General features: G+C 50.2%; 19 protein-coding genes. 9 read left to right on the forward strand and 10 right to left on the reverse strand.

Features of this window, described 5'->3' with window-relative positions:
* Nucleotides 1-225 precede the first annotated feature (225 nt).
* A complete protein-coding gene (glgP, locus tag OGY72_RS03840) occupies nt 226-2,676 on the forward strand; it encodes a glycogen phosphorylase (RefSeq protein ID WP_286546906.1) in 2,451 nt (816 codons plus the stop codon).
* Nucleotides 2,677-2,711: 35 nt separating this feature from the next.
* Here glgP and OGY72_RS03845 read toward each other — a convergent pair whose 3' ends face one another.
* A complete protein-coding gene (locus OGY72_RS03845) occupies nt 2,712-3,635 on the reverse strand; it encodes a LysR family transcriptional regulator (protein WP_063940643.1) in 924 nt (307 codons plus the stop codon).
* Between the two features lie 220 nt (nt 3,636-3,855).
* On the opposite strand from OGY72_RS03845, the gene bssR reads away from it, so the two are divergent.
* Both bssR and OGY72_RS03855 read left to right on the forward strand, forming a co-directional pair.
* On the forward strand, nt 3,856-4,239 hold the full coding sequence (gene bssR / locus OGY72_RS03850) for a biofilm formation regulator BssR (RefSeq protein WP_008784229.1): 384 nt from the start codon (nt 3,856-3,858) through the stop codon (nt 4,237-4,239).
* A 102-nt stretch (nt 4,240-4,341) separates the two neighbouring features.
* Entirely contained in the window at nt 4,342-5,439 is a 1,098-nt protein-coding gene (locus OGY72_RS03855) for a PQQ-dependent sugar dehydrogenase (RefSeq protein ID WP_286546911.1), read from the forward strand.
* A gap of 5 nt (nt 5,440-5,444) precedes the next feature.
* Here the strand turns inward: OGY72_RS03855 and OGY72_RS03860 are convergent, their stop codons facing one another.
* Nucleotides 5,445-6,071: a glutathione S-transferase family protein gene (locus tag OGY72_RS03860; protein WP_149281396.1), complete on the reverse strand. Its 627-nt coding sequence runs from the start codon at nt 6,069-6,071 to the stop codon at nt 5,445-5,447.
* A gap of 328 nt (nt 6,072-6,399) precedes the next feature.
* On the opposite strand from OGY72_RS03860, the gene dacC reads away from it, so the two are divergent.
* Complete coding sequence (dacC, locus tag OGY72_RS03865) at nt 6,400-7,602, forward strand: serine-type D-Ala-D-Ala carboxypeptidase (RefSeq protein WP_003831630.1); 1,203 nt, start codon at nt 6,400-6,402, stop codon at nt 7,600-7,602.
* Nucleotides 7,603-7,647: 45 nt separating this feature from the next.
* Here dacC and deoR read toward each other — a convergent pair whose 3' ends face one another.
* Nucleotides 7,648-8,406 (reverse strand): DNA-binding transcriptional repressor DeoR, encoded by a 759-nt coding sequence (deoR, locus tag OGY72_RS03870; RefSeq protein ID WP_003831632.1) that lies wholly within the window; start codon nt 8,404-8,406, stop codon nt 7,648-7,650.
* Nucleotides 8,407-8,470: 64 nt separating this feature from the next.
* On the reverse strand, nt 8,471-9,079 hold the full coding sequence (ybjG, locus tag OGY72_RS03875; protein WP_003831635.1) for an undecaprenyl-diphosphate phosphatase: 609 nt from the start codon (nt 9,077-9,079) through the stop codon (nt 8,471-8,473).
* 298 nt (nt 9,080-9,377) lie between these two features.
* On the opposite strand from ybjG, the gene OGY72_RS03880 reads away from it, so the two are divergent.
* Complete coding sequence (locus OGY72_RS03880) at nt 9,378-10,610, forward strand: MFS transporter (RefSeq protein ID WP_008784235.1); 1,233 nt, start codon at nt 9,378-9,380, stop codon at nt 10,608-10,610.
* Between the two features lie 217 nt (nt 10,611-10,827).
* Here OGY72_RS03880 and OGY72_RS03885 read toward each other — a convergent pair whose 3' ends face one another.
* The 3 genes from OGY72_RS03885 to OGY72_RS03895 form a co-directional block, all read right to left on the reverse strand.
* The gene (locus tag OGY72_RS03885) at nt 10,828-11,109 is read right to left on the reverse strand and encodes a hypothetical protein (protein WP_003831642.1); all 282 of its coding nucleotides are present in this window, start codon (nt 11,107-11,109) and stop codon (nt 10,828-10,830) included.
* A 107-nt stretch (nt 11,110-11,216) separates the two neighbouring features.
* Nucleotides 11,217-12,032: a Cof-type HAD-IIB family hydrolase gene (locus OGY72_RS03890; protein ID WP_148362186.1), complete on the reverse strand. Its 816-nt coding sequence runs from the start codon at nt 12,030-12,032 to the stop codon at nt 11,217-11,219.
* Nucleotides 12,032-13,240, reverse strand: a complete 1,209-nt coding sequence (locus tag OGY72_RS03895) for an MFS transporter (RefSeq protein WP_032934393.1) — start codon at nt 13,238-13,240, stop codon at nt 12,032-12,034. The genes OGY72_RS03890 and OGY72_RS03895 overlap by 1 nt, the downstream gene beginning before the upstream one ends.
* Before the next feature lie 85 nt (nt 13,241-13,325).
* Here OGY72_RS03895 and OGY72_RS03900 point away from each other — a divergent pair, with 85 nt between their 5' ends.
* On the forward strand, nt 13,326-13,886 hold the full coding sequence (locus tag OGY72_RS03900) for a TetR/AcrR family transcriptional regulator (RefSeq protein ID WP_003831648.1): 561 nt from the start codon (nt 13,326-13,328) through the stop codon (nt 13,884-13,886).
* On the opposite strand, the gene OGY72_RS03905 is transcribed toward OGY72_RS03900, so the two are convergent.
* Nucleotides 13,873-14,670 carry an SDR family NAD(P)-dependent oxidoreductase gene (locus tag OGY72_RS03905; RefSeq protein WP_148362185.1) on the reverse strand — a complete coding sequence of 266 codons (798 nt, stop codon included), beginning with the start codon at nt 14,668-14,670 and terminating at the stop codon, nt 13,873-13,875. The genes OGY72_RS03900 and OGY72_RS03905 overlap by 14 nt on opposite strands.
* Nucleotides 14,671-14,941: 271 nt before the next feature.
* Nucleotides 14,942-16,627, reverse strand: a complete 1,686-nt coding sequence (locus tag OGY72_RS03910) for an aspartate:alanine antiporter (protein ID WP_003831652.1) — start codon at nt 16,625-16,627, stop codon at nt 14,942-14,944.
* Between the two features lie 269 nt (nt 16,628-16,896).
* On the opposite strand from OGY72_RS03910, the gene OGY72_RS03915 reads away from it, so the two are divergent.
* Entirely contained in the window at nt 16,897-17,277 is a 381-nt protein-coding gene (locus tag OGY72_RS03915; protein ID WP_003035356.1) for an inner membrane protein YbjM, read from the forward strand.
* Between the two features lie 34 nt (nt 17,278-17,311).
* Here the strand turns inward: OGY72_RS03915 and OGY72_RS03920 are convergent, their stop codons facing one another.
* Entirely contained in the window at nt 17,312-17,575 is a 264-nt protein-coding gene (locus OGY72_RS03920) for a GrxA family glutaredoxin (RefSeq protein WP_003035358.1), read from the reverse strand.
* Between the two features lie 172 nt (nt 17,576-17,747).
* Between OGY72_RS03920 and OGY72_RS03925 the strand changes: the two genes are divergently transcribed.
* Both OGY72_RS03925 and nfsA read left to right on the forward strand, forming a co-directional pair.
* Nucleotides 17,748-18,038, forward strand: a complete 291-nt coding sequence (locus tag OGY72_RS03925) for a DUF1418 family protein (RefSeq protein ID WP_286546921.1) — start codon at nt 17,748-17,750, stop codon at nt 18,036-18,038.
* Nucleotides 18,022-18,744, forward strand: a complete 723-nt coding sequence (nfsA, locus tag OGY72_RS03930; protein WP_048235739.1) for a nitroreductase NfsA — start codon at nt 18,022-18,024, stop codon at nt 18,742-18,744. The genes OGY72_RS03925 and nfsA overlap by 17 nt, the downstream gene beginning before the upstream one ends.
* The last annotated feature ends 35 nt before the right edge of the window (nt 18,745-18,779 follow it).

An 18,779-nucleotide genomic window follows, 5' to 3' on the forward strand; every position in this document is an offset into this window, starting at 1 on the left:
GTTTTGAAGTCGAAACTTGAAATGGCTAAAACTCTTTATGCTAATGGTGTGAGTTTATATTATATCTCACTTGCCACAGGCTTAAGTTGGCGTGTATTAATGACAGAATTAACGTTCATCGCCAGTCATGAAAATATTCGACAAAAAGCTAACGCTCACGTACCCAAACTTTAAATAATTCACCTGTCTATTACCATCCTACAAAATTTGAAAGGTAACGTTAATATGTATATTTCGCCACTTCCGGTCGCCACGGACTCTGATGTTGATAAACTTAGAGATGATATTGCTAATAAACTTTTATTCACTATTGGCAAAGATCCCGCAATCGCCACGAAACGGGAGTGGCTTAATGCGACGTTATATGCGGTACGCGATCGGATGGTCGAGTGCTGGCACCGTTCTAATCGGGCGCAATTCTCTCAGGATGCGCGCCAGGTATATTATCTGTCGATGGAATTTTTAATTGGTCGTACGCTATCCAATGCATTGCTCTCTTTAGGTATTTATGACGAAGTCAGAAGCGCGCTGGAGGCAATGGGGCTTGAACTGGAAGAACTGATTGATGAAGAAAACGATCCCGGGTTAGGTAATGGTGGTCTCGGTCGTCTGGCGGCCTGCTTCCTTGATTCACTGGCGACGCTTGGGTTGCCGGGATGTGGATACGGTATTCGTTATAACTACGGTATGTTCAAACAAAATATCGTTAACGGTGTACAAAAAGAGTCGCTGGATTATTGGCTGGAATACGGTAATCCCTGGGAGTTCAAACGTCATAATACGCATTATAAAGTACGTTTTGGCGGGCGTGTTCAACAGGAGGGGAATAAAACCCGCTGGCTTGAAACTGAGGATATTCTGGCCGTGGCGCATGATCAAATTATTCCAGGTTATGCGACGGACACGACTAATACGTTACGCTTGTGGAACGTGCAGGTGAATAGCGAAGTTAATGCGGGCAAACTGAATCAGCAGGCCGACTTTGCTACTGTAGTGGAAAACAAATACCACTTCGATCGTATCTCGCGGGTTTTGTACCCGGATGATTCCACCGATGCGGGGCGTGAATTGCGTTTACGCCAGGCCTATTTCCTGGCCTCGGCGACGATTCAGGATATTCTGAATCGTCATTATCAGTTGCACAAAACATACGACAATCTGGCCGATAAAATTGCGATTCACCTTAATGATACGCATCCGGTACTGGCGATCCCTGAGTTGATGCGTTTATTGATTGATCATCATCAGTTTAGTTGGGATAACGCGTTTGACGTGACCTGTCAGATTTTTTCTTATACCAACCATACGTTGATGAGTGAGGCGCTGGAGACCTGGCCAGTAGAAATGCTAAGTCGAATTTTGCCGCGCCATTTGCAGATTATTTTTGAGATTAACGATCGTTTTCTGAAGACCTTACAGGAACGTTATCGTAATGACAGCGATCTACTGAAACGTGTGTCGTTAATTGATGAATCCAATGGTCGCGTCGTTCGTATGGCCTGGCTGGCAGTAGTTGTCAGTCATAAGGTTAACGGCGTGTCGGCATTGCATTCAAAACTGATGACCGAATCACTGTTTGCAGATTTTGCGAATATTTTTCCCCTGCGTTTCACCAACGTAACCAATGGTGTGACTGCGCGTCGTTGGCTGGCGCTGGCGAATCCACCGCTTGCCAAAGTGCTGGACGAAAATATCGGTGACAGCTGGCGGACTAAATTAATGCAGTTGGGCGAGCTGAAGCAGTTTATAGATTATCCGTCGGTGAATGAGGCTGTGCATCGTGCGAAACGTGAAAATAAGCAGCGGCTGGCGCACCATATTGCCACTCACTACGGCGTGGTGGTGAATCCTGATGCGCTGTTTGATGTGCAGGTGAAACGCATCCACGAGTACAAGCGGCAACTCATGAATGTGCTCCACGTTATTACACGTTATAACCGGATCAAAGCCGCGCCGGATGCCAACTGGGTACCGCGAGTGAATATCTTTGCCGGAAAAGCAGCCTCCTCTTATCACATGGCAAAACAAATTATTCGCTTGATTAACGATGTGGCGCAGTTAGTCAATAACGATCCGCAGATTGGCGGCAAACTGAAAGTAGTATTTATTCCGGATTACAGCGTCAGTCTTGCTCAGCTAATTATTCCGGCAGCCGATCTGTCAGAGCAAATTTCCCTGGCCGGGACGGAAGCCTCCGGGACCAGTAATATGAAATTCGGTATGAATGGTGCGCTGACTATCGGTACGCTTGACGGTGCGAATATCGAAATGCGCGAATACGTTGGGGAAGATAACATCTTTATCTTTGGCAATACGGCGAATCAGGTTGAAACTCTGCGACGTGATGGCTATGACCCGAGGCACATCTTTGAAAAGGATGAGGAACTTCATCAGGTGCTGACGCAAATCGGTACGGGGGTGTTCAGTCCGCAGGAGCCAGGGCGTTATAGAGAGGTGTTGGATTCATTGATTAACTTCGGCGACTACTATCAGGTGTTGGCCGATTATCGCAGCTATGTAGATTGCCAGGATTCGGTGGACGAGTTGTATCGTACTCCCCGGGAGTGGACGACAAAAACCATGCACAATATTGCTAACATGGGGTATTTCTCGTCGGACAGAACGGTTCAGGAATATGCCGACCATATCTGGCGCATAGCAAAAATTCGCGTGTAATCAGTTTTTCTAACGCTCAGCCTCTCTGGTTTTCATCACAGGGAGGCTGTTTGCAAATCAGCCAGAATAGGTGAGAGGATTTTGTGGGTATTGCTTTCTTTGCGCGATGAGGCAAACACGCTAAATTGTGGCAAGGGAAACGGAGTGTTTATTTTTTTTAGTCCATACAGCTGAGCGTGTGTTTCAAATACCTTTTCCGGGATCACCCCTAAACAATGGGTATTGGACACAATCGTCAGAATCGCCGTAAACGATGAGGTAAGCAGGCAGCGTTCTCCGGTTCTGAATTTTTTATCCACAATACTGCGATGATAAATGATTTTCTCATTCTTAGTATTGTAGCCGACCAGGTTAGCATTTCTGAATTGCGCTTCACTGATGGTGTTACCATATAAAGAATTATTCTGCGAGGCCGCCAGCACCAGGCGCATATCGCATATTTTCTGGCATGAAAGACTTGCTGACTCTACAGAAAAGGTAGAAAAAACGACATCTGCCTGACGCATATTCAGCAGTTCAATAATACTCTGTTCATTCAGGTCGGCGGTAAGGTGCAGGAGGCTGATATCGGCGTCAGTCTCGATTATTCTGGCGGTGACATCTGGAATAACGATAGGGGAAATAAAAGATTCCGTATAAAGCGTTAACCTTTTCTTGGCGGCAGGCGTGGAAAGCGGCATCAGCGTTGACAGCTTATCGATAATTGGGATTGTATTATCATACAGTTCATCAGAATAGACCGTCGGTAACAGTGCATTCCCGCTACGGACAAAAAGATTATCACCCATCATTTCGCGCAGTTTTCTTAATGACTGGCTGACGGCGGAAGGTGATATGTTCAGCATGTCAGCAACTCTGGAAATGCTACCCACGCTATAGATCAAACAGAAAATGGTCAGCAGATTGAGATCTATTTTTGATAGTGTGCGTATTTTTTCTGCATCATTTGCTTTCGACATAGACCCCTCATCATCAACACCATGGCAGTAACCACATCAGGTATAGCAAAAAAAGTCAGGCGAGTCAGACACTGGGCGCCTTCGATAAGCGTACAGAATGAAGTTGTAACATTGTAAATTATGTTAATCAATTGGGCTTTATTGATGTAGGACATCTATTTGTTCAAAAAACAACCATACTATTAAGTTGCACCATAGTTGGAAAGAGGAGGAACAAAGTATGGTTGTTGACAGACTGAGAACCGATCTTCTCAACAAATTGATAAACGCCCGTATCGAACTTGCCGCTTATCTGCAGTTGAGAAAAGCGAAAGGCTACATGTCAGTTAGCGAGAGCGATCGCCTGCGTGATGTTTTTTTTGCACTGAATCGCGAATTGCACGAGCAATCACAGCTTCACGGTATGCATCTTGATCAGGAAGAGTGGAATGCCCTTCATCGTGCTGAAGGGGCGTTAGCCGCCGCCGCTGTTTGTCTTATGAGTGGACATCACGATTGTCCAACGTTTATCGCCGTTAACGCAGAGAAACTGGAAAACTGCCTGACAACGCTGACGCTGAGTATCCAGAGTTTGCAATCTTACCCAACGCTGGAACACGTCTGAATCAGGGGGAGGGCGCTCCCCCTTTTCGTCAAGATTATGTAAATGTAGCGGGATAATTCCCCTTGCTGGCTACGCTTTAAGCAGAGCCATTAAGGAGGTGTTATGCGTCGACTCTTTCTCTGTGCTGCCTCATTCGCGTTACTTTCATCTTATGCCGCTGCGGTAAAGGTAGAAGTCCTGCAAACTAAACTCGATCACCCATGGTCACTGGCTTTTTTACCCGATAACCGCGGTATGCTCATTACGCTCAAAGGTGGACAACTTCGACTCTGGCAGCCTGATAAAGGGCTTTCCGACCCGCTGACCGGCGTACCAAAAGTCTGGGCGAATGGTCAGGGCGGACTGCTTGATGTGGTGTTAGCACCGGATTTTGCACAATCTCGCCGGGTATGGCTAAGCTTCGCTGAAGCTGACCGCGAAGGCAAAGCGGGCACCGCGGTAGGCTACGGGCGATTGAGTGACGATCTCAAACATCTGCAAGGATTTCAGACCGTTTTTCGCCAACAGCCAAAGCTTTCCACCGGAAACCATTTTGGTGGACGTCTGGTATTTGATGGTAACGGTTATCTGTTTATTGGCCTGGGGGAGAATAATCAACGCGCTACCGCCCAGGATCTGGATAAATTGCAGGGTAAATTAGTCCGACTGACCGATGAGGGTAAAATTCCGCCGGATAATCCTTTTGTGAACAAGGCGGGAGCGCGGGCAGAGATTTGGTCGTATGGCATCCGCAACCCGCAGGGTATGGCGATGAATCCGTGGAGTGATGTGTTGTGGCTCAATGAGCATGGTCCACGCGGAGGCGATGAAATCAATATCCCCGAGAAAGGGAAAAACTACGGCTGGCCTATCGCGACCTGGGGCGTTAACTACAGTGGTTTGAAAATTCCCGAAGCAAAAGGTCAAATTGTTGCTGGCACGGAACAACCCATCTTTTACTGGGAAAAGTCGCCGGCGGTAAGTGGAATGGCTTTTTACAATAGCGATACCTTCCCACAGTGGCGGCAGAAGTTGTTCATCGGCGCGTTGAAAGATAAAGAAGTGATCGTGCTGAGCGTTAAAGGGAATACGGTTACTGAGGATGGTCGTCTGTTGCAGGACAGGGGGCAGCGGATCCGTGATGTGCGCGTCGGACCAGACGGTTATTTGTACGTGTTAACCGACGAGTCCGACGGGGAATTACTTAAAGTGAGTCCCTGATTTGGTTAGCTGACCGGGATCATCACGATTTTTTGAAACGCCGGGCGCTCGGTCAGTTGTTGATACCAGCGTTCCAGATGCGGGCGCGGGGTCCAGCTCAGGCCAACGTTGAACAGGTTATAGATGAACGGTGCCACAGCGATATCCGCGGTGCCAAATTCAGCCCCGGAGAACCATGGCTGGTCTGTCAGCGCGTTATCCAGAATGGCAAACAGGTTATCGCAAACTTGCTTACTTGCCTCAATGGCCGCCATATCGCGCTGATCGGCAGGTGTTCTGACCAAACCAAATAAGATAACCCGATGCGCAGGGCTTAGCGTCTGATTTGCCCAGTCCATCCATTTTTCACCGACAGCGCGCGCGGCCGGGGCGTCAATCCACAAACGTTTTTGTCCGTACTGAGCGGCCAGATAGCGGACAATGGTATTGGATTCCCACAGAACAACGTCCGTTTCATCATCGCGTAGTAGCGGGACCAGTCCGTTCGGGTTCAGTGCCAGATAGTCGGCATCGCGGTTACCGCCATGCTGCCCGCCCGCCAGAATTTGGTTATACGGCAGTTCCAGTTCCTCGAGCGTCCACAATACTTTTTTTACGTTGGTCGAGTTATTGCGACCCCACAGTGTAATCATAGTAACCCCGCAAATTAATTGAGCAGCTTTATGGCTGCAGATGCCATCTGACTAGCTCACATGGTGGGGTAAACCTAATATTTACGCAACAAAGTCTAAAAAAATCGTGCCAGGAGCAGCGCAGCGCGGCGTTATTGCATAAACTTTAAAAACTTTACCAACTTACGGTTTCTTTAAGCTCGTTAGTGCGTTATTACTCACCGCACTTATTTTACACGTCATCCATCAGACTTTTTCTGCATGGGTTGGTCGAGGTCGCTTGGCCGGTTTTGTGTAAACACGGTGTGGTATGACGTGGTTTTTTGGAATGGATACTCGGGTGGCATTTATGACGCAATACTTCTCTTCACTTCGTAGCTTTGCTGCAGGTTCTGCACTCTTAATCCTTTTGGTGCCGACCGTACAGGCGGCGGAGCAACCGACGGCCCCGCCGAGCGTGGACGCGCGCGCGTGGATTCTGATGGATTACGCCAGTGGTAAGGTGCTGGCGGAAGGTAATGCTGATGAGAAACTGGATCCTGCCAGTCTGACCAAAATCATGACCAGCTATGTGGTTGGGCAGGCGCTGAAGGCCGGAAAAATTAACCTCAACGACATGGTCACCGTGGGCAAAGACGCCTGGGCGACCGGTAATCCAGCCCTGCGCGGTTCGTCGGTCATGTTCCTCAAGCCCGGCGATCAGGTTGCGGTGTCCGATCTGAATAAAGGCGTTATCATTCAGTCAGGTAACGATGCCTGTATTGCACTCGCTGATTACGTTGCTGGCAGCCAGGAATCCTTTATTGGTCTGATGAACGGCTATGCGAAAAAACTGGGGCTGACTAACACGACTTTCCAGACGGTACACGGCCTGGATGCGGCAGGACAGTTCAGTACCGCACGTGATATGGCGTTGCTCGGGAAGGCGTTAATCCACGATGTGCCGGAAGAGTACGCTATTCACAAAGAGAAAGAATTTACCTTCAATAAAATACGTCAACCGAACCGCAACCGTCTGTTGTGGAGCACCAACCTGAACGTGGATGGTATGAAAACCGGGACCACTGCCGGGGCGGGATACAACCTGGTGGCCTCCGCGACCCAGGGCGATATGCGCCTGATCTCCGTGGTGCTGGGAGCAAAAACCGACCGCATTCGTTTTAATGAGTCAGAAAAGCTGCTGACCTGGGGCTTCCGCTTTTTTGAAACCGTTACGCCGATCAAGCCGGATGCGACTTTCGTGACCCAGCGCGTCTGGTTTGGCGATAAGAGTGAAGTGAATTTGGGCGCCGGAGAAGGGGGTTCTGTGACCATTCCGCGTGGCCAGCTCAAAAACCTGAAGGCCAGCTTTACCCTGACTGAACCACAGCTAACAGCACCGCTGAAGAAAGGTCAGGTTGTGGGCACTATCGACTTCCAGTTGAACGGAAAATCCATTGAGCAGCGTCCGTTGATGGTGATGGAAGATGTGGAAGAGGGTGGTTTCTTTAGCCGCATGTGGGACTTTGTGATGATGAAATTCCACCAGTGGTTTGGTGGTTGGTTCTCTTAATCTTATCTATTGCCGGATGGCGCAATCGCCGTCCGGCAGTATCTGTTAGTACTTCAGCGTGATACGTTGCGCTTTAGCGTACTCAACAAACGCATCGTCAGGGCGGTTATCACTGATGATGGTATCAAAGCGTTTTAATTCCCCCATCCTTGCAGGTCGCACCTTACCAAACTTGCTGTGATCGACCACCAAAACGTGATGCTGCGCCATCGACATTGCCCAGTGCTTCACCGGCAGTTCTTCCAGATTAAAGCAGGTCGCGCCTTTTTCGATGTGAACACCTGCTGCGGAATAAAAGGCGATATCCGGACAGAGGTTGTTCAGCGTTTCCTGGAAATCGAGCGGTTTAAAAATCGCGTTACTGGCATGGAATTCACCACCACACAGAATGACGCGGCACTGCGGTTTTTCCTGCAGTACCAGAAACGTATTCAACGAGTAGCAGATTGCGGTGAAGGGCAGTTCATTGTCGATCGCTTCAATGATCCACGGCGTGGTCGTACCGCAATCGAAAAAGATGGTCTGATGCGCCTGCACGAGACTCGCCGCCTGCTGGGCAGCGCGACGCTTTTCATCAACCAGACGGGATTTTTGATCGCTGATTAAATAGTGGTTAGCGCTGCGGGGTTCCAGAACAATATAGCCCCCGAGCAGCACGACGGGAGCATCATGATTATTCAGGTCGCGACGAATGGTCATCTCAGATACGCCCAGCAACGTCGCGGCTTCTTTGAGGTGTAATTTATCGCTGCGTTTCAGCGCCTGCAGTAATTGACCAATACGCTCGTCGCGTCGAGTTTCCATAGTTCCCCTGGAGAATAGATTAAGTGCTCAGTTTCGCGCTTAATACTACTCTTTTTACCGCGGGTTAGTCACGTACCCAACCTTTACGGATGGGGAGAGCGAAGCAGGTGCGATAGCACGTCTGCAAGCCGAGGTACAAGGTTGTGCCGAACCGTTGCCAGATCATCTGGGCGCTCAGGCAACCGATCAACCCGGCCAGTAATCCGCCCAGCATATCCAGCGGCCAGTGAACGCCAAGGTAAACACGTGACCAGGCAATCGCCACGGCGACAACCATCAGCAGAGCACCCGTCCACAAGCGATGCCAGAACAGAAAGGCCAGAGCAAAGGTAAAGATAACCGTACCGTGGTCGCTCGGGAAAGAGTCATCTGCCGCATGGTGCAGGAAGTTATAGCCGATGTGGTTAACGAACGGACGATCGTGGGGGAAAAGATGCCCCATCAGCCAGGAAATCGTCAGACCGACTACTAACGCAATGGCCATTTTGATGACCAACTGGCGCTGGAGCGTAACCTGACCACGAGGTCCCCAAAGCCAGAGCACAACGGCTAACAGCGGCACAATGCTGATCAGATCTTTGGCAATGAAAATGGCGAGCGAAATTGCCCATTGCGCAGAGTCGGGTGTTGCATTGATCAAGTAAAAAAGAGAATTGTTCAGATTTTCCAGCATAACGTCCAGACTCAGTGTAATCGTTAAAAAGGCCCATAGGGGGAAGAGCATAAAATTGCTTTCACGGGATAAAAAGCGGTCTTGTCTTATTTGCCTGTTAAATGACGATTTTTAAGACAATTTATGAGGCTTATTGAGCATGATAGCGGTCTCAACTTAAATTAACCTTAAAGCAAAATGTTCTTGAGCAAATGAGTGTAAAAATGTGCGCATTTTGCTTTCAAATCACATAATTCACTATCACCAGTACGGCGCATTTATTACACTTTGCGCGATTTTTCTATAGTTAAGAGATTGCATGCAGAACCGTTTATCTTCAGGCGTCCGTTTGGGGCGTCAGGCATTACTTTTCCCGCTCTGTCTGGTGCTTTACGAATTCTCCACTTATATCGGCAACGATATGATCCAGCCCGGAATGTTGGCGGTGGTGGCGCAATATAACGCCGGATTAGATTGGGTACCTACGTCTATGACCGCCTATCTGGCAGGCGGCATGTTTTTGCAGTGGTTGTTAGGACCGCTGTCGGACCGTATTGGTCGTCGTCCGGTAATGTTAACCGGCGTGATCTGGTTCATCGTTACCTGCCTTGCAACCCTGCTTGCACAGAATATTGAGCAATTTACCTTCCTGCGTTTTTTGCAGGGGATAAGCCTGTGCTTTATTGGTGCGGTGGGTTACGCCGCCATTCAGGAATCTTTTGAAGAAGCGGTCTGCATAAAAATTACCGCGCTGATGGCAAACGTGGCGCTGATTGCGCCACTGCTGGGTCCGTTGGTAGGCGCAGCCTGGGTACATGTTCTGCCGTGGGAAGGGATGTTTATCCTGTTTGCTGCTCTGGCGGCCATCTCCTTTTTTGGTCTGCAACGCGCGATGCCGGAAACGGCAACCCGGCTTGGTGAAAAGCTGTCCATTAAAGAGTTGGGCAAGGATTATAAGCTGGTGCTGAGGAACGTGCGCTTCGTTGCAGGCGCACTGGCGTTGGGTTTTGTCAGCCTGCCGTTACTGGCGTGGATTGCGCAGTCCCCGATTATTATCATCAGCGGTGAACATCTCAGCAGCTACGAATATGGTCTGTTGCAGGTGCCGATTTTTGGCGCGTTGATTGCTGGTAACCTGGTGCTGGCGCGTCTGACTTCGCGAAAAACCGTGCGTTCGCTAATTATCATGGGCGGCTGGCCAATCGCCGTTGGCCTGATTATTGCCGCTGCGGCCACGGTGGTGTCATCCCATGCATATCTATGGATGACGGCGGGTTTGAGTATCTATGCGTTTGGCATTGGCGTGGCGAATGCGGGGCTGGTGCGCCTGACGCTGTTTGCCAGCGAAATGAGTAAGGGTACCGTTTCTGCCGCAATGGGTATGCTGCAGATGCTGATTTTTACTGTTGGTATTGAGCTGAGTAAACACGCGTATCTGCTGGGAGGGAACGGCTTGTTCAGCTTGTTCAATCTGGCAAGCGGCGTACTGTGGCTGATTCTGATGGTTATCTTCCTGAAAGATAAACGGGTAGGGAATTCCCGGGAAGGTTAAGGACCGGATTTCCGCAATCCAGCGCATATGAGCATAATGACGCCGATAAATTCATCATTATGTTGATAAGAGAATCACGCTGTAGGCCGGATAAGCGAAGCGCCATCCGGCGGCCTGTAGCAAATTGCCGGATGGCGGCGTAAACGCCTTATCCGGCCTACCGCTCACCAAAGATCTTAACTGACCAGTATTACGGTTGTCCGGGCCTGGCGACAACTTAGTGGTGGTCGTCAATCTGATGTTCGATAACCATCCCTTCACCGACGCTTGCCACATGTCGCGCATAAGGATGTGCGCGATAGACAGGGGCCGGAGCAGGCGCTGGAGCAACATATACCGTTTGTGGTGCGGTCGTTACGCTGACCGCCTGGGGCACGCTGACGGAAGAGGGTACTACCACCACTTTATAACCGCTGGGGACATCAACGGTAACGCTTTGTGCAAATGTTGTCCCCGCAAAGCCCAGCAACAATGTCGCCATCAGTACACTTTTCTTCATGATCCGCTCGCCTGAAATATTCACTGGAAGTAATAATCCAGCGGGTTAATTTGAGGCGGATTATGAATAGATCATGCCATCATTTTGTTGCCGTCTGTGCTGAGCCGTTAATGCGTAAACGGTGCTTCATTCTTTAACACGCGGTCGATAATATCCAGAACGCCCTCTTCGTTGTTCGAGCCTGCGCGATATTTTGCCGCCTCGATCACCGGCTCATGGGCGTTGGCCATTGCAAAACTAAATCCTGCCTGACGCAGCATCTCAATATCATTTCCGCCATCGCCAAACACAACAACTTCATTGTCGTTAATATTCCAGCGTTGTTGCAGCAGGCGCAGACCGTTAGCCTTATGCACGCCGGGAATTATTAAGTCGATGCTGCCGTAGCCGGTATGAACCGGTACCATAATATCGCCAATCGCCTCGTGGAGATCGGCCTGTACCTGTGGAATTCGGTCGTCGGAAATATTCAGCCCGAACTTGAAGAAAACGTCGCTGAGGTTGTCAAAATTATCTACAAATTCAAGACGATGATAATACATGGCGGAAACGATCTTATGCTCATCGCTGTACTGTTTCAATGTATAGGCGCTGTTTTTACCACAGGCAATAATGTCGATATCGGCGCGGGTCAGCAGATGCTCTACGATGGCATGGAAATCGTCTTTAGCCAGTTCGCCGTTAAAGACATCTTCTCCTTCACTGACCACCCAACCACCGTTTTCGGCGACAAATGAGATCTCATTGGCCAGTTCGGGGAAAAAGGAAATCAACTGATAATATTGGTTGCCGCTGGCGACCACAAAGCGGATCCCTTGTTCTTTCATCTGGCGGTATTGCGCCATAAAGCGCTCACGGTTATAGGTTTTTTGGTCGCTTAAAAATGTGCCGTCCATGTCGACTGCAATTAATTTGATACTCATTAGCTGTTCTCCATCACCGTAGTATTTTTGAGATCCGGTTTCGCTACCGCTTTCGCGACGACGGCGGCGACAAGCACCAGCGCCAGCACCACTAACATAGCGCTGCGCAGGCCATAGTGTTCACCCAGATAGCCCAGCAGCGGCGGTCCAACAAGGAACGCCAGGTAACCGGTGGTCGCCACAACGCTGACGCGGGTTGGGGCATCGGGACCGGTGTCGCTGGCAGCTGAAATGGTCAGCGGGAAGCCGAGCGATGCGCCGAGTCCCCACAGAATAACGGACACACCGGCCACCCAAGAGCTGTCGACAAAAATAATCAGGCTAATCCCGAGAGCGCCCATCAGTGCACTGGCGCGCACCACCGCAACGCGGCTGTAACGGTCGATGAACCAGCCACCGGTAAATCGCCCAACGGTCATACCCAGCGTAAAACCGGCATAAATCAGCGAGCCTGATGTCGGGCTAAATCCATGTCCGTCCACCATTAACAGTGGAAGCCAGTCGTTGGCGGAACCTTCAGCAAATGCCATCGCCAGCACTACAACGCCGATCAGCAATAGCTGGATATCACGATAAAAAGGCAGTCCTTTTTCACCGGAGTGAGAACCGTCAGCGGCATTTTTGCCCGTGCCGTCAGGAATAGCTTTGATGGCGATGAAAATAGGTGTGATAGCAACCATTGCAGCCAAAAGAATATGCGCGGTAGCCGGGACGCTGAAGGCGGTAAGCATCATTCCAACTCCAGCCCCTGCCAACGTTCCCAGGCTGTAAAAACCGTGCATCATCGGCAGCACGGTTTTGTTCATTTCGCGCTCAACTGCCGCACCTTCGACGTTGATGGCAACTTCTGCCGCGCCAAAGCTGGCGCCAAATACGCCCAGGCCAAACGCGAAAAGCCATGCGGAATGCAGCCAGAGCGCTACGCTGAGGATCGCCATTCCGAGAACGGCACAAGACATGGTGGTGCGGATCACCTTACGCGTGCCAAATCGTTTCACCAGCCAGGCCGAACAAAGTATGCCACTCATCGAACCAATAGAGAGCCCAAACAACACCGCGCCCATTTCGGCAGTGGAGATGGAGAGGATATCTCTGATGGCAGGGGTACGCGTTGCCCAGGAGGCCATTAATAATCCTGGTAAAAAGAAGAACGTGAACAGCGCCCAGGTGCGACGTCTTAAGGCTTTGCGTGATGAGATGCCAGTCATGAATTCGGGCCAAAGAAAAGAGGGAAGGAGACAACATTAGCAAGACTGTGTACATTTGTACACAAATGCAATAAGAGGAAATGTAGTGCGACGTGCAAACGATCCGCAGCGGCGGGAAAAAATAGTTCAGGCGACTCTGGATGCAGTAATAGCCCATGGTATTCATGGGGTTACACACCGTAAAATCGCTATGATTGCCGAGGTGCCACTGGGTTCTATGACCTATTACTTTTCGGGAATTGATGAGCTTTTGATGGAGGCATTTGGCCGTTTTACTGACAGGATGATGCTGCAGTATCAGGACTTTTTTGCCGATGTTAAGGATGCGTCGCAGGCTTGCCATGCCATTACCGATATGATTTACGGCTCTCAGGTCACAACGCCTGATAATATGGAGCTCATGTATCAGCTGTATGCTTTTGCCAGCCGTAAACCAGCGTTGAAAACGGTGATGCAGAACTGGATGCTACGCAGCCAACAAACGCTGGAGCAGTGGTTTGACCCGGTTACGGCGCGGGCGCTGGATGCGTTTATTGAAGGAATGACGCTGCATTTTGTCACGGACAAAAAACCGCTGCAGCGAGAAGATATCTTGCTGATGGTGGAGCGTATTGCAGGGATACCCGCGACAGTCAGCTGTGCGTAGCGCCTCCGGTAATATTCACCACCGTCGCGGTCATGGCGCTGGCATGGTCTGAAGCAAGAAAGGTCATGACCTCAGCGATTTGTGCAAGCGTAGGCAGGCGCGCGAGCATGGTACTTTGCGCCGCACCCCCTAACCATTGATCGACGGTTAAACCCATTGACTGTGCTTTAGCGGAGAAAATTTCTCCGGTATAGGAGCCAGCTGCAACAGCATCCACAATCGCATGCGAGCGCACGCCGACGACCCGGATATTTGCCGGTCCTACCTCGCTGGCGAGCGCTTTAATAAAAGCCTCTGTTCCTGCACAACCAACAATATGACCCAGATGACCAGGCATCGCCATCGGGGCCGCGGGGGCAACAACGCTGAGAATGACGCCCGCACGATTGCCGCCCATGTGCGGCGTTACGGCTTTTGCGATATTGAACTGCGCCGAGAGGAAAGGGGTTATACCGCTCATAAACTCAGAGAGGGATAATGCGTTAATGCGTTTGCCCTGTTCGTGCATAAATCCCGTTGCGTTAACCACCACATCTATTCCACCGGTTTGCTCTACAAGGCGGGTAACTTCCTTCGATGCGTTGTGCTCGTCGAGTACATCGGTGATAAAGGTTTCGACTGTACCTCCTGTCATTCGGATAATACTGGCCGTCCGATCAAGCTTTTCCTGGCTGCGAGCACCCAAACACACATGGGCTCCTTCGCGCGCCATGGCCTGCGCAACCGTACTACCAATAGCCCCGCTGCCACCAAAAATTACTGCGACTTTGCCAGTAAGCAACATGACTAACCCCCATCCCCGATAAAGCACCGTTTTAAAGTATGTGCCATAACCGGCATGCTGCAAATTTGGGAGGTGTTTCAGAGATGGAAGGTGATGAACGCAAATTTCAGGCAACAAAAAACCCATCAACCTTGAACCAAAACGGCGGGGTTGATGGGCTCCACAAATTGGGGACATCAAAGAAAAGCAGTGGCAATAGTTATGACTGACGCCTTGAAGAAAAGTTCTGCTTACCTGCAAAAAATTTTTCAATTAAGGGAAAATTTCAGTGCTAACCAAGACCAGGCCATACGATGACGATGAGTGTCCCCGCTAATGTCAGCAGAACGTTGGCAATCGCGTAGGTCCCTGCATAACCTAACGCAGGGATGTTGCTGCGTGCGGTGTCGCTGATGATTTCCATTGCCGGAGCACAGGTACGTGCGCCCATCATGGCACCAAACAGCAGGGCGCGGTTCATGCGTAATACGTAAGCACCAAACAAGAAACAGATGACAACTGGAACCAGGCTGACTACCAGACCGGCAATCAACATTTGACCACCGACGGCACCCAGGCCATTACCAATGCCGCTGCCTGCGCTTAAACCGACGCCTGCCATGAATACCATCAGGCCAAACTCTTTCACCATATTCAGCGCACCCTGTGGGATATAGCCAAATGTGGGGTGGTTGGCTCGCAGGAATCCCAGCATGATCCCAGCGAACAGCAGTCCAGCCGCATTCCCGATGCCGAAGCTGAAATTACTGAACTGGAATGTGATCATCCCGATCATCAGACCGATGATAAAGAAGGCGCAGAAGGCAAGCAGATCGGTCACCTGACTGTGAATTGAAATGAAGCCGATACGATCGGCAATGGTTTTCACGCGACGAGCATCACCGCTGACCTGCAACACGTCGCCTTTATTGAGTACGACGTTGTCATCAATAGGCATTTCAATCTGGCTACGGATCACGCGGTTCAGGAAACAACCATGGTCGGTTAGTTTCAACTGGGCCAGGCGACGACCAACGGCATTGTGGTTTTTCACCACAATTTCTTCAGTGACGATGCGCATATCGAGCAGATCGCGATCGAACACCTCTTTACCGTTACGGAAGCTGGGATCGAGGCGAGCATGGGCGTCCGGATAACCCACCAGGGCTATCTCATCGCCCATTTGCAATACCGCATCACCATCCGGGTTGGCCAGAATGCCGTTGCGACGGATGCGTTCAATGTAACAACCGGTCTGGCGATAAATACCGAGTTCGCGCAGATTTTTACCATCGGCCCATGCCACCAGTTCAGGGCCAACGCGATAGGCGCGGATCACCGGGAGGTACACTTTACGATTGGCGTCGGTGTCCAGACCTCGTTCACGCGCGATTTGTTGGGCGCTGGTTTGCAGGTCCTGATGCTGGAGTTTCGGCAAATAGCGCGCACCAACAATCAGACTGACCAGACCAATCAAATAGGTGAGGGCGTAACCCAGGCTCAGGTTATCGAGAGCGCTTGAAAGTTGTGTCCCTGTCATTCCTGAATGGCGCAAGGTATCACCCGCGCCGACCAGCACCGGCGTTGAGGTCATCGAGCCAGCCAGCATACCCGCCGTCAGGCCGATATCCCAGCCAAATAGCTTACCCAGCCCCAGCGCGATCAGCATTGCGCTACCGACCATCACCAGGGCAAGCATTAGATAATTTTTCCCATCGCGAAAAAAAATCGAAAAAAAGTTGGGACCGGCTTCGACGCCGACGCAAAAAATAAACAGCATAAAGCCGAGATTTAATGCATCGGTGTTAATACTAAAGTGCTGCTGACCTAATAATAGGGAGACCACTAAAACGCCAATGGAATTACCGAGTTGGACTGAACCCAGACGTAATTTGCCCAGACACAGGCCCAGAGCCAGGACCACAAATAATAACAGGATGTAATTCCCATTTAACAAATCTGCGACGTTTATATTCACGGAGACTAACTTCTTGTTTACTAGTAAGCTATTGAAAGAAATGGCAATTTACGCTAATGTTTTTGCCAGAAATTAAGGGGCGATAGCATCGTACACAGCCCCGAATAATGCAGCATAACAATATATGCGGTTAGTTTAATCTCATTACGTATCAACGGCTATAAGAATCGTGTGGGTGTGTTTTTGGCATGGAATGCCGAGTTACTTTATCTGACTGGACGCCTGCGGGCGAAAAGAGTGTTCGATAGAGAATGTGTCAGGAGGAACGATTGAAACATAAGCAAAGTTGGGCGAGTGCGGTCTGCTGCTTTGTGCTCTTTATTGTGGTGTGTCTTTCATTAACGCTGAACGTGAAAGGGGCATTCAGAGCGGCAGGGCATCCTGAGGTCGGATTGTTGTTTTTTATCTTACCTGGTGCTGCAGCAAGCTTTTTTTCCCATCGTCGGGAAGTGCTCAAACCCCTGCTTGGTGCAATGTTGGCGGCGCCGTGCTGCCTGTTACTGATGCGGTTCGTTTTTATGCCGACGCGTTCATTGTGGCAAGAGCTGGCGTGGTTGTTTAGTGCGGTGTTTTGGTGCGCGCTTGGCGCATTATGTTTTTTATTTATCAGTAGCTTATTCAATCAGCATCAACGGCGGAAAAAGAACTGATGACGCCCTCAAGGTGAGGGCGTAGAAACCGCTATCAGGCGAACAGATTCATGTTCTCTTTTGCCCAAGCTTCAAAATCCGTGCAGCCGCCGATGTGTTTTTGATCGACAAAAATCTGCGGAACGGTTTCAACTGGCTTACCTACCGTCTTTTCCAGATCTGCTTTGGTAATTCCTTCAGCATGGATATCAATGTAACGGAAGTTAAAATCGTCATGCTCACTGCTTAATTTTTCTGCTAATTCTTTTGCGCGCACGCAATACGGGCACCCTGGGCGACCAAAAATAACGGCAAACATCTCTTTCTCCTCGAACTTATCAGGCCGGATGGCGATACTGGTTATGATGCCGCGATTTGTGACGGATGGAAAGCAGGTTCAGCCTGTTGCTTTGATATCCTCAAGCTATATCTGTTAAACACGGCAAGCCGGAACGTTTTATAATGGAAGCCATTTCGCCGGGAGGCCGCGTATGCGCACAATTGGTGTATTACCCAAAAGCGTATTGATGCTGGAAATAATTGGGATGGTTTTGTTATCGCTGGCACTGATATCGCTTAACGATTACCTCACCTTGCCCGCACCGCTTAACAGCCCGTTAGCCTGCGTGGTGATGATATTTCTGGGCGTACTGCTGATGCTCCCTGCTGCGGTGGCGTTGATGTGGCGTGTTGCTCAACTGCTGGCACCGCAACTGATGTCTCGCACACCCGGTGATTCAACTGATTCAGACAGAGACAAAAGAGATGACTCCAACCATTGATTTACTCCGCAGCCACCGTTCCATTCGCCATTTTACTGATGATGCCATTTCGGATGCACAGCGTGAGGCGATTATTGCCGCCGCTCAGGGAACGTCAAGCTCCAGTTTTCTACAGTGCACGACGATCATTCGCATAACGGATAAATCTCTGCGCGAATCGCTGGCTACCTTATCTGGCGGCCAAAAGCATGTGGCACAGGCCGCTGAGTTCTGGGTGTTTTGCGCTGATTTTAATCGTCATTTGCAGATTTGCCCTGATGCGCAACTTGGGCTGGCGGAACAGCTGCTGCTGGGCGTGGTTGATACCGCAATGATGGCGCAAAATGCGTTGACGGCGGCAGAGTCGCTGGGACTTGGCGGCGTGTTTATTGGTGGCCTGCGTAACAATATTGAGCCGGTCACCGAACTGCTGAAGCTTCCGCAACATGTTCTTCCGCTCTTTGGTTTGTGCCTCGGCTGGCCTGCGGATAACCCGGATATCAAGCCGCGGCTGCCCGCGTCGCTTGTGGTGCACGAAAATCAATATCAGCCACTCAACAGCGATGTGTTGGCGCAATATGATGAGCAGCTCGCGCAGTACTATCTGACCCGAGGCAGCAATACCCGCCGCGACACCTGGAGCGATCATATTCGCCGTACCATCATTAAAGAAAGTCGCCCCTTTATCCTGGAATATTTGCATAAACAGGGATGGGCCACGCGCTAAAGATTTTAACCCAGTGTATGATACGCCAGCTTTTA

It is taken from the genome of Citrobacter sp. Cpo221, from assembly GCF_030332345.1.
Taxonomy (GTDB): domain Bacteria; phylum Pseudomonadota; class Gammaproteobacteria; order Enterobacterales; family Enterobacteriaceae; genus Citrobacter; species Citrobacter portucalensis.

Excerpts from the sequence above, each read along its gene's own strand:
- ybjG (WP_003831635.1), bottom strand. The coding sequence starts at position 9,079 with ATGCTGGAAAATCTGAACAATTCTCTTTTTTACTTGATCAATGCAACA.
- OGY72_RS03895 (WP_032934393.1), bottom strand. The coding sequence starts at position 13,240 with ATGACTGGCATCTCATCACGCAAAGCCTTAAGACGTCGCACCTGGGCG.
- dacC (WP_003831630.1), top strand. The coding sequence starts at position 6,400 with ATGACGCAATACTTCTCTTCACTTCGTAGCTTTGCTGCAGGTTCTGCA.
- OGY72_RS03860 (WP_149281396.1), bottom strand. The coding sequence starts at position 6,071 with ATGATTACACTGTGGGGTCGCAATAACTCGACCAACGTAAAAAAAGTA.
- OGY72_RS03855 (WP_286546911.1), top strand. The coding sequence starts at position 4,342 with ATGCGTCGACTCTTTCTCTGTGCTGCCTCATTCGCGTTACTTTCATCT.
- OGY72_RS03885 (WP_003831642.1), bottom strand. The coding sequence starts at position 11,109 with ATGAAGAAAAGTGTACTGATGGCGACATTGTTGCTGGGCTTTGCGGGG.
- deoR (WP_003831632.1), bottom strand. The coding sequence starts at position 8,406 with ATGGAAACTCGACGCGACGAGCGTATTGGTCAATTACTGCAGGCGCTG.
- OGY72_RS03920 (WP_003035358.1), bottom strand. The coding sequence starts at position 17,575 with ATGTTTGCCGTTATTTTTGGTCGCCCAGGGTGCCCGTATTGCGTGCGC.
- OGY72_RS03905 (WP_148362185.1), bottom strand. The coding sequence starts at position 14,670 with ATGTTGCTTACTGGCAAAGTCGCAGTAATTTTTGGTGGCAGCGGGGCT.
- bssR (WP_008784229.1), top strand. The coding sequence starts at position 3,856 with ATGGTTGTTGACAGACTGAGAACCGATCTTCTCAACAAATTGATAAAC.
- glgP (WP_286546906.1), top strand. The coding sequence starts at position 226 with ATGTATATTTCGCCACTTCCGGTCGCCACGGACTCTGATGTTGATAAA.
- OGY72_RS03925 (WP_286546921.1), top strand. The coding sequence starts at position 17,748 with ATGCGCACAATTGGTGTATTACCCAAAAGCGTATTGATGCTGGAAATA.
- OGY72_RS03845 (WP_063940643.1), bottom strand. The coding sequence starts at position 3,635 with ATGTCGAAAGCAAATGATGCAGAAAAAATACGCACACTATCAAAAATA.
- OGY72_RS03890 (WP_148362186.1), bottom strand. The coding sequence starts at position 12,032 with ATGAGTATCAAATTAATTGCAGTCGACATGGACGGCACATTTTTAAGC.
- nfsA (WP_048235739.1), top strand. The coding sequence starts at position 18,022 with ATGACTCCAACCATTGATTTACTCCGCAGCCACCGTTCCATTCGCCAT.
- OGY72_RS03880 (WP_008784235.1), top strand. The coding sequence starts at position 9,378 with ATGCAGAACCGTTTATCTTCAGGCGTCCGTTTGGGGCGTCAGGCATTA.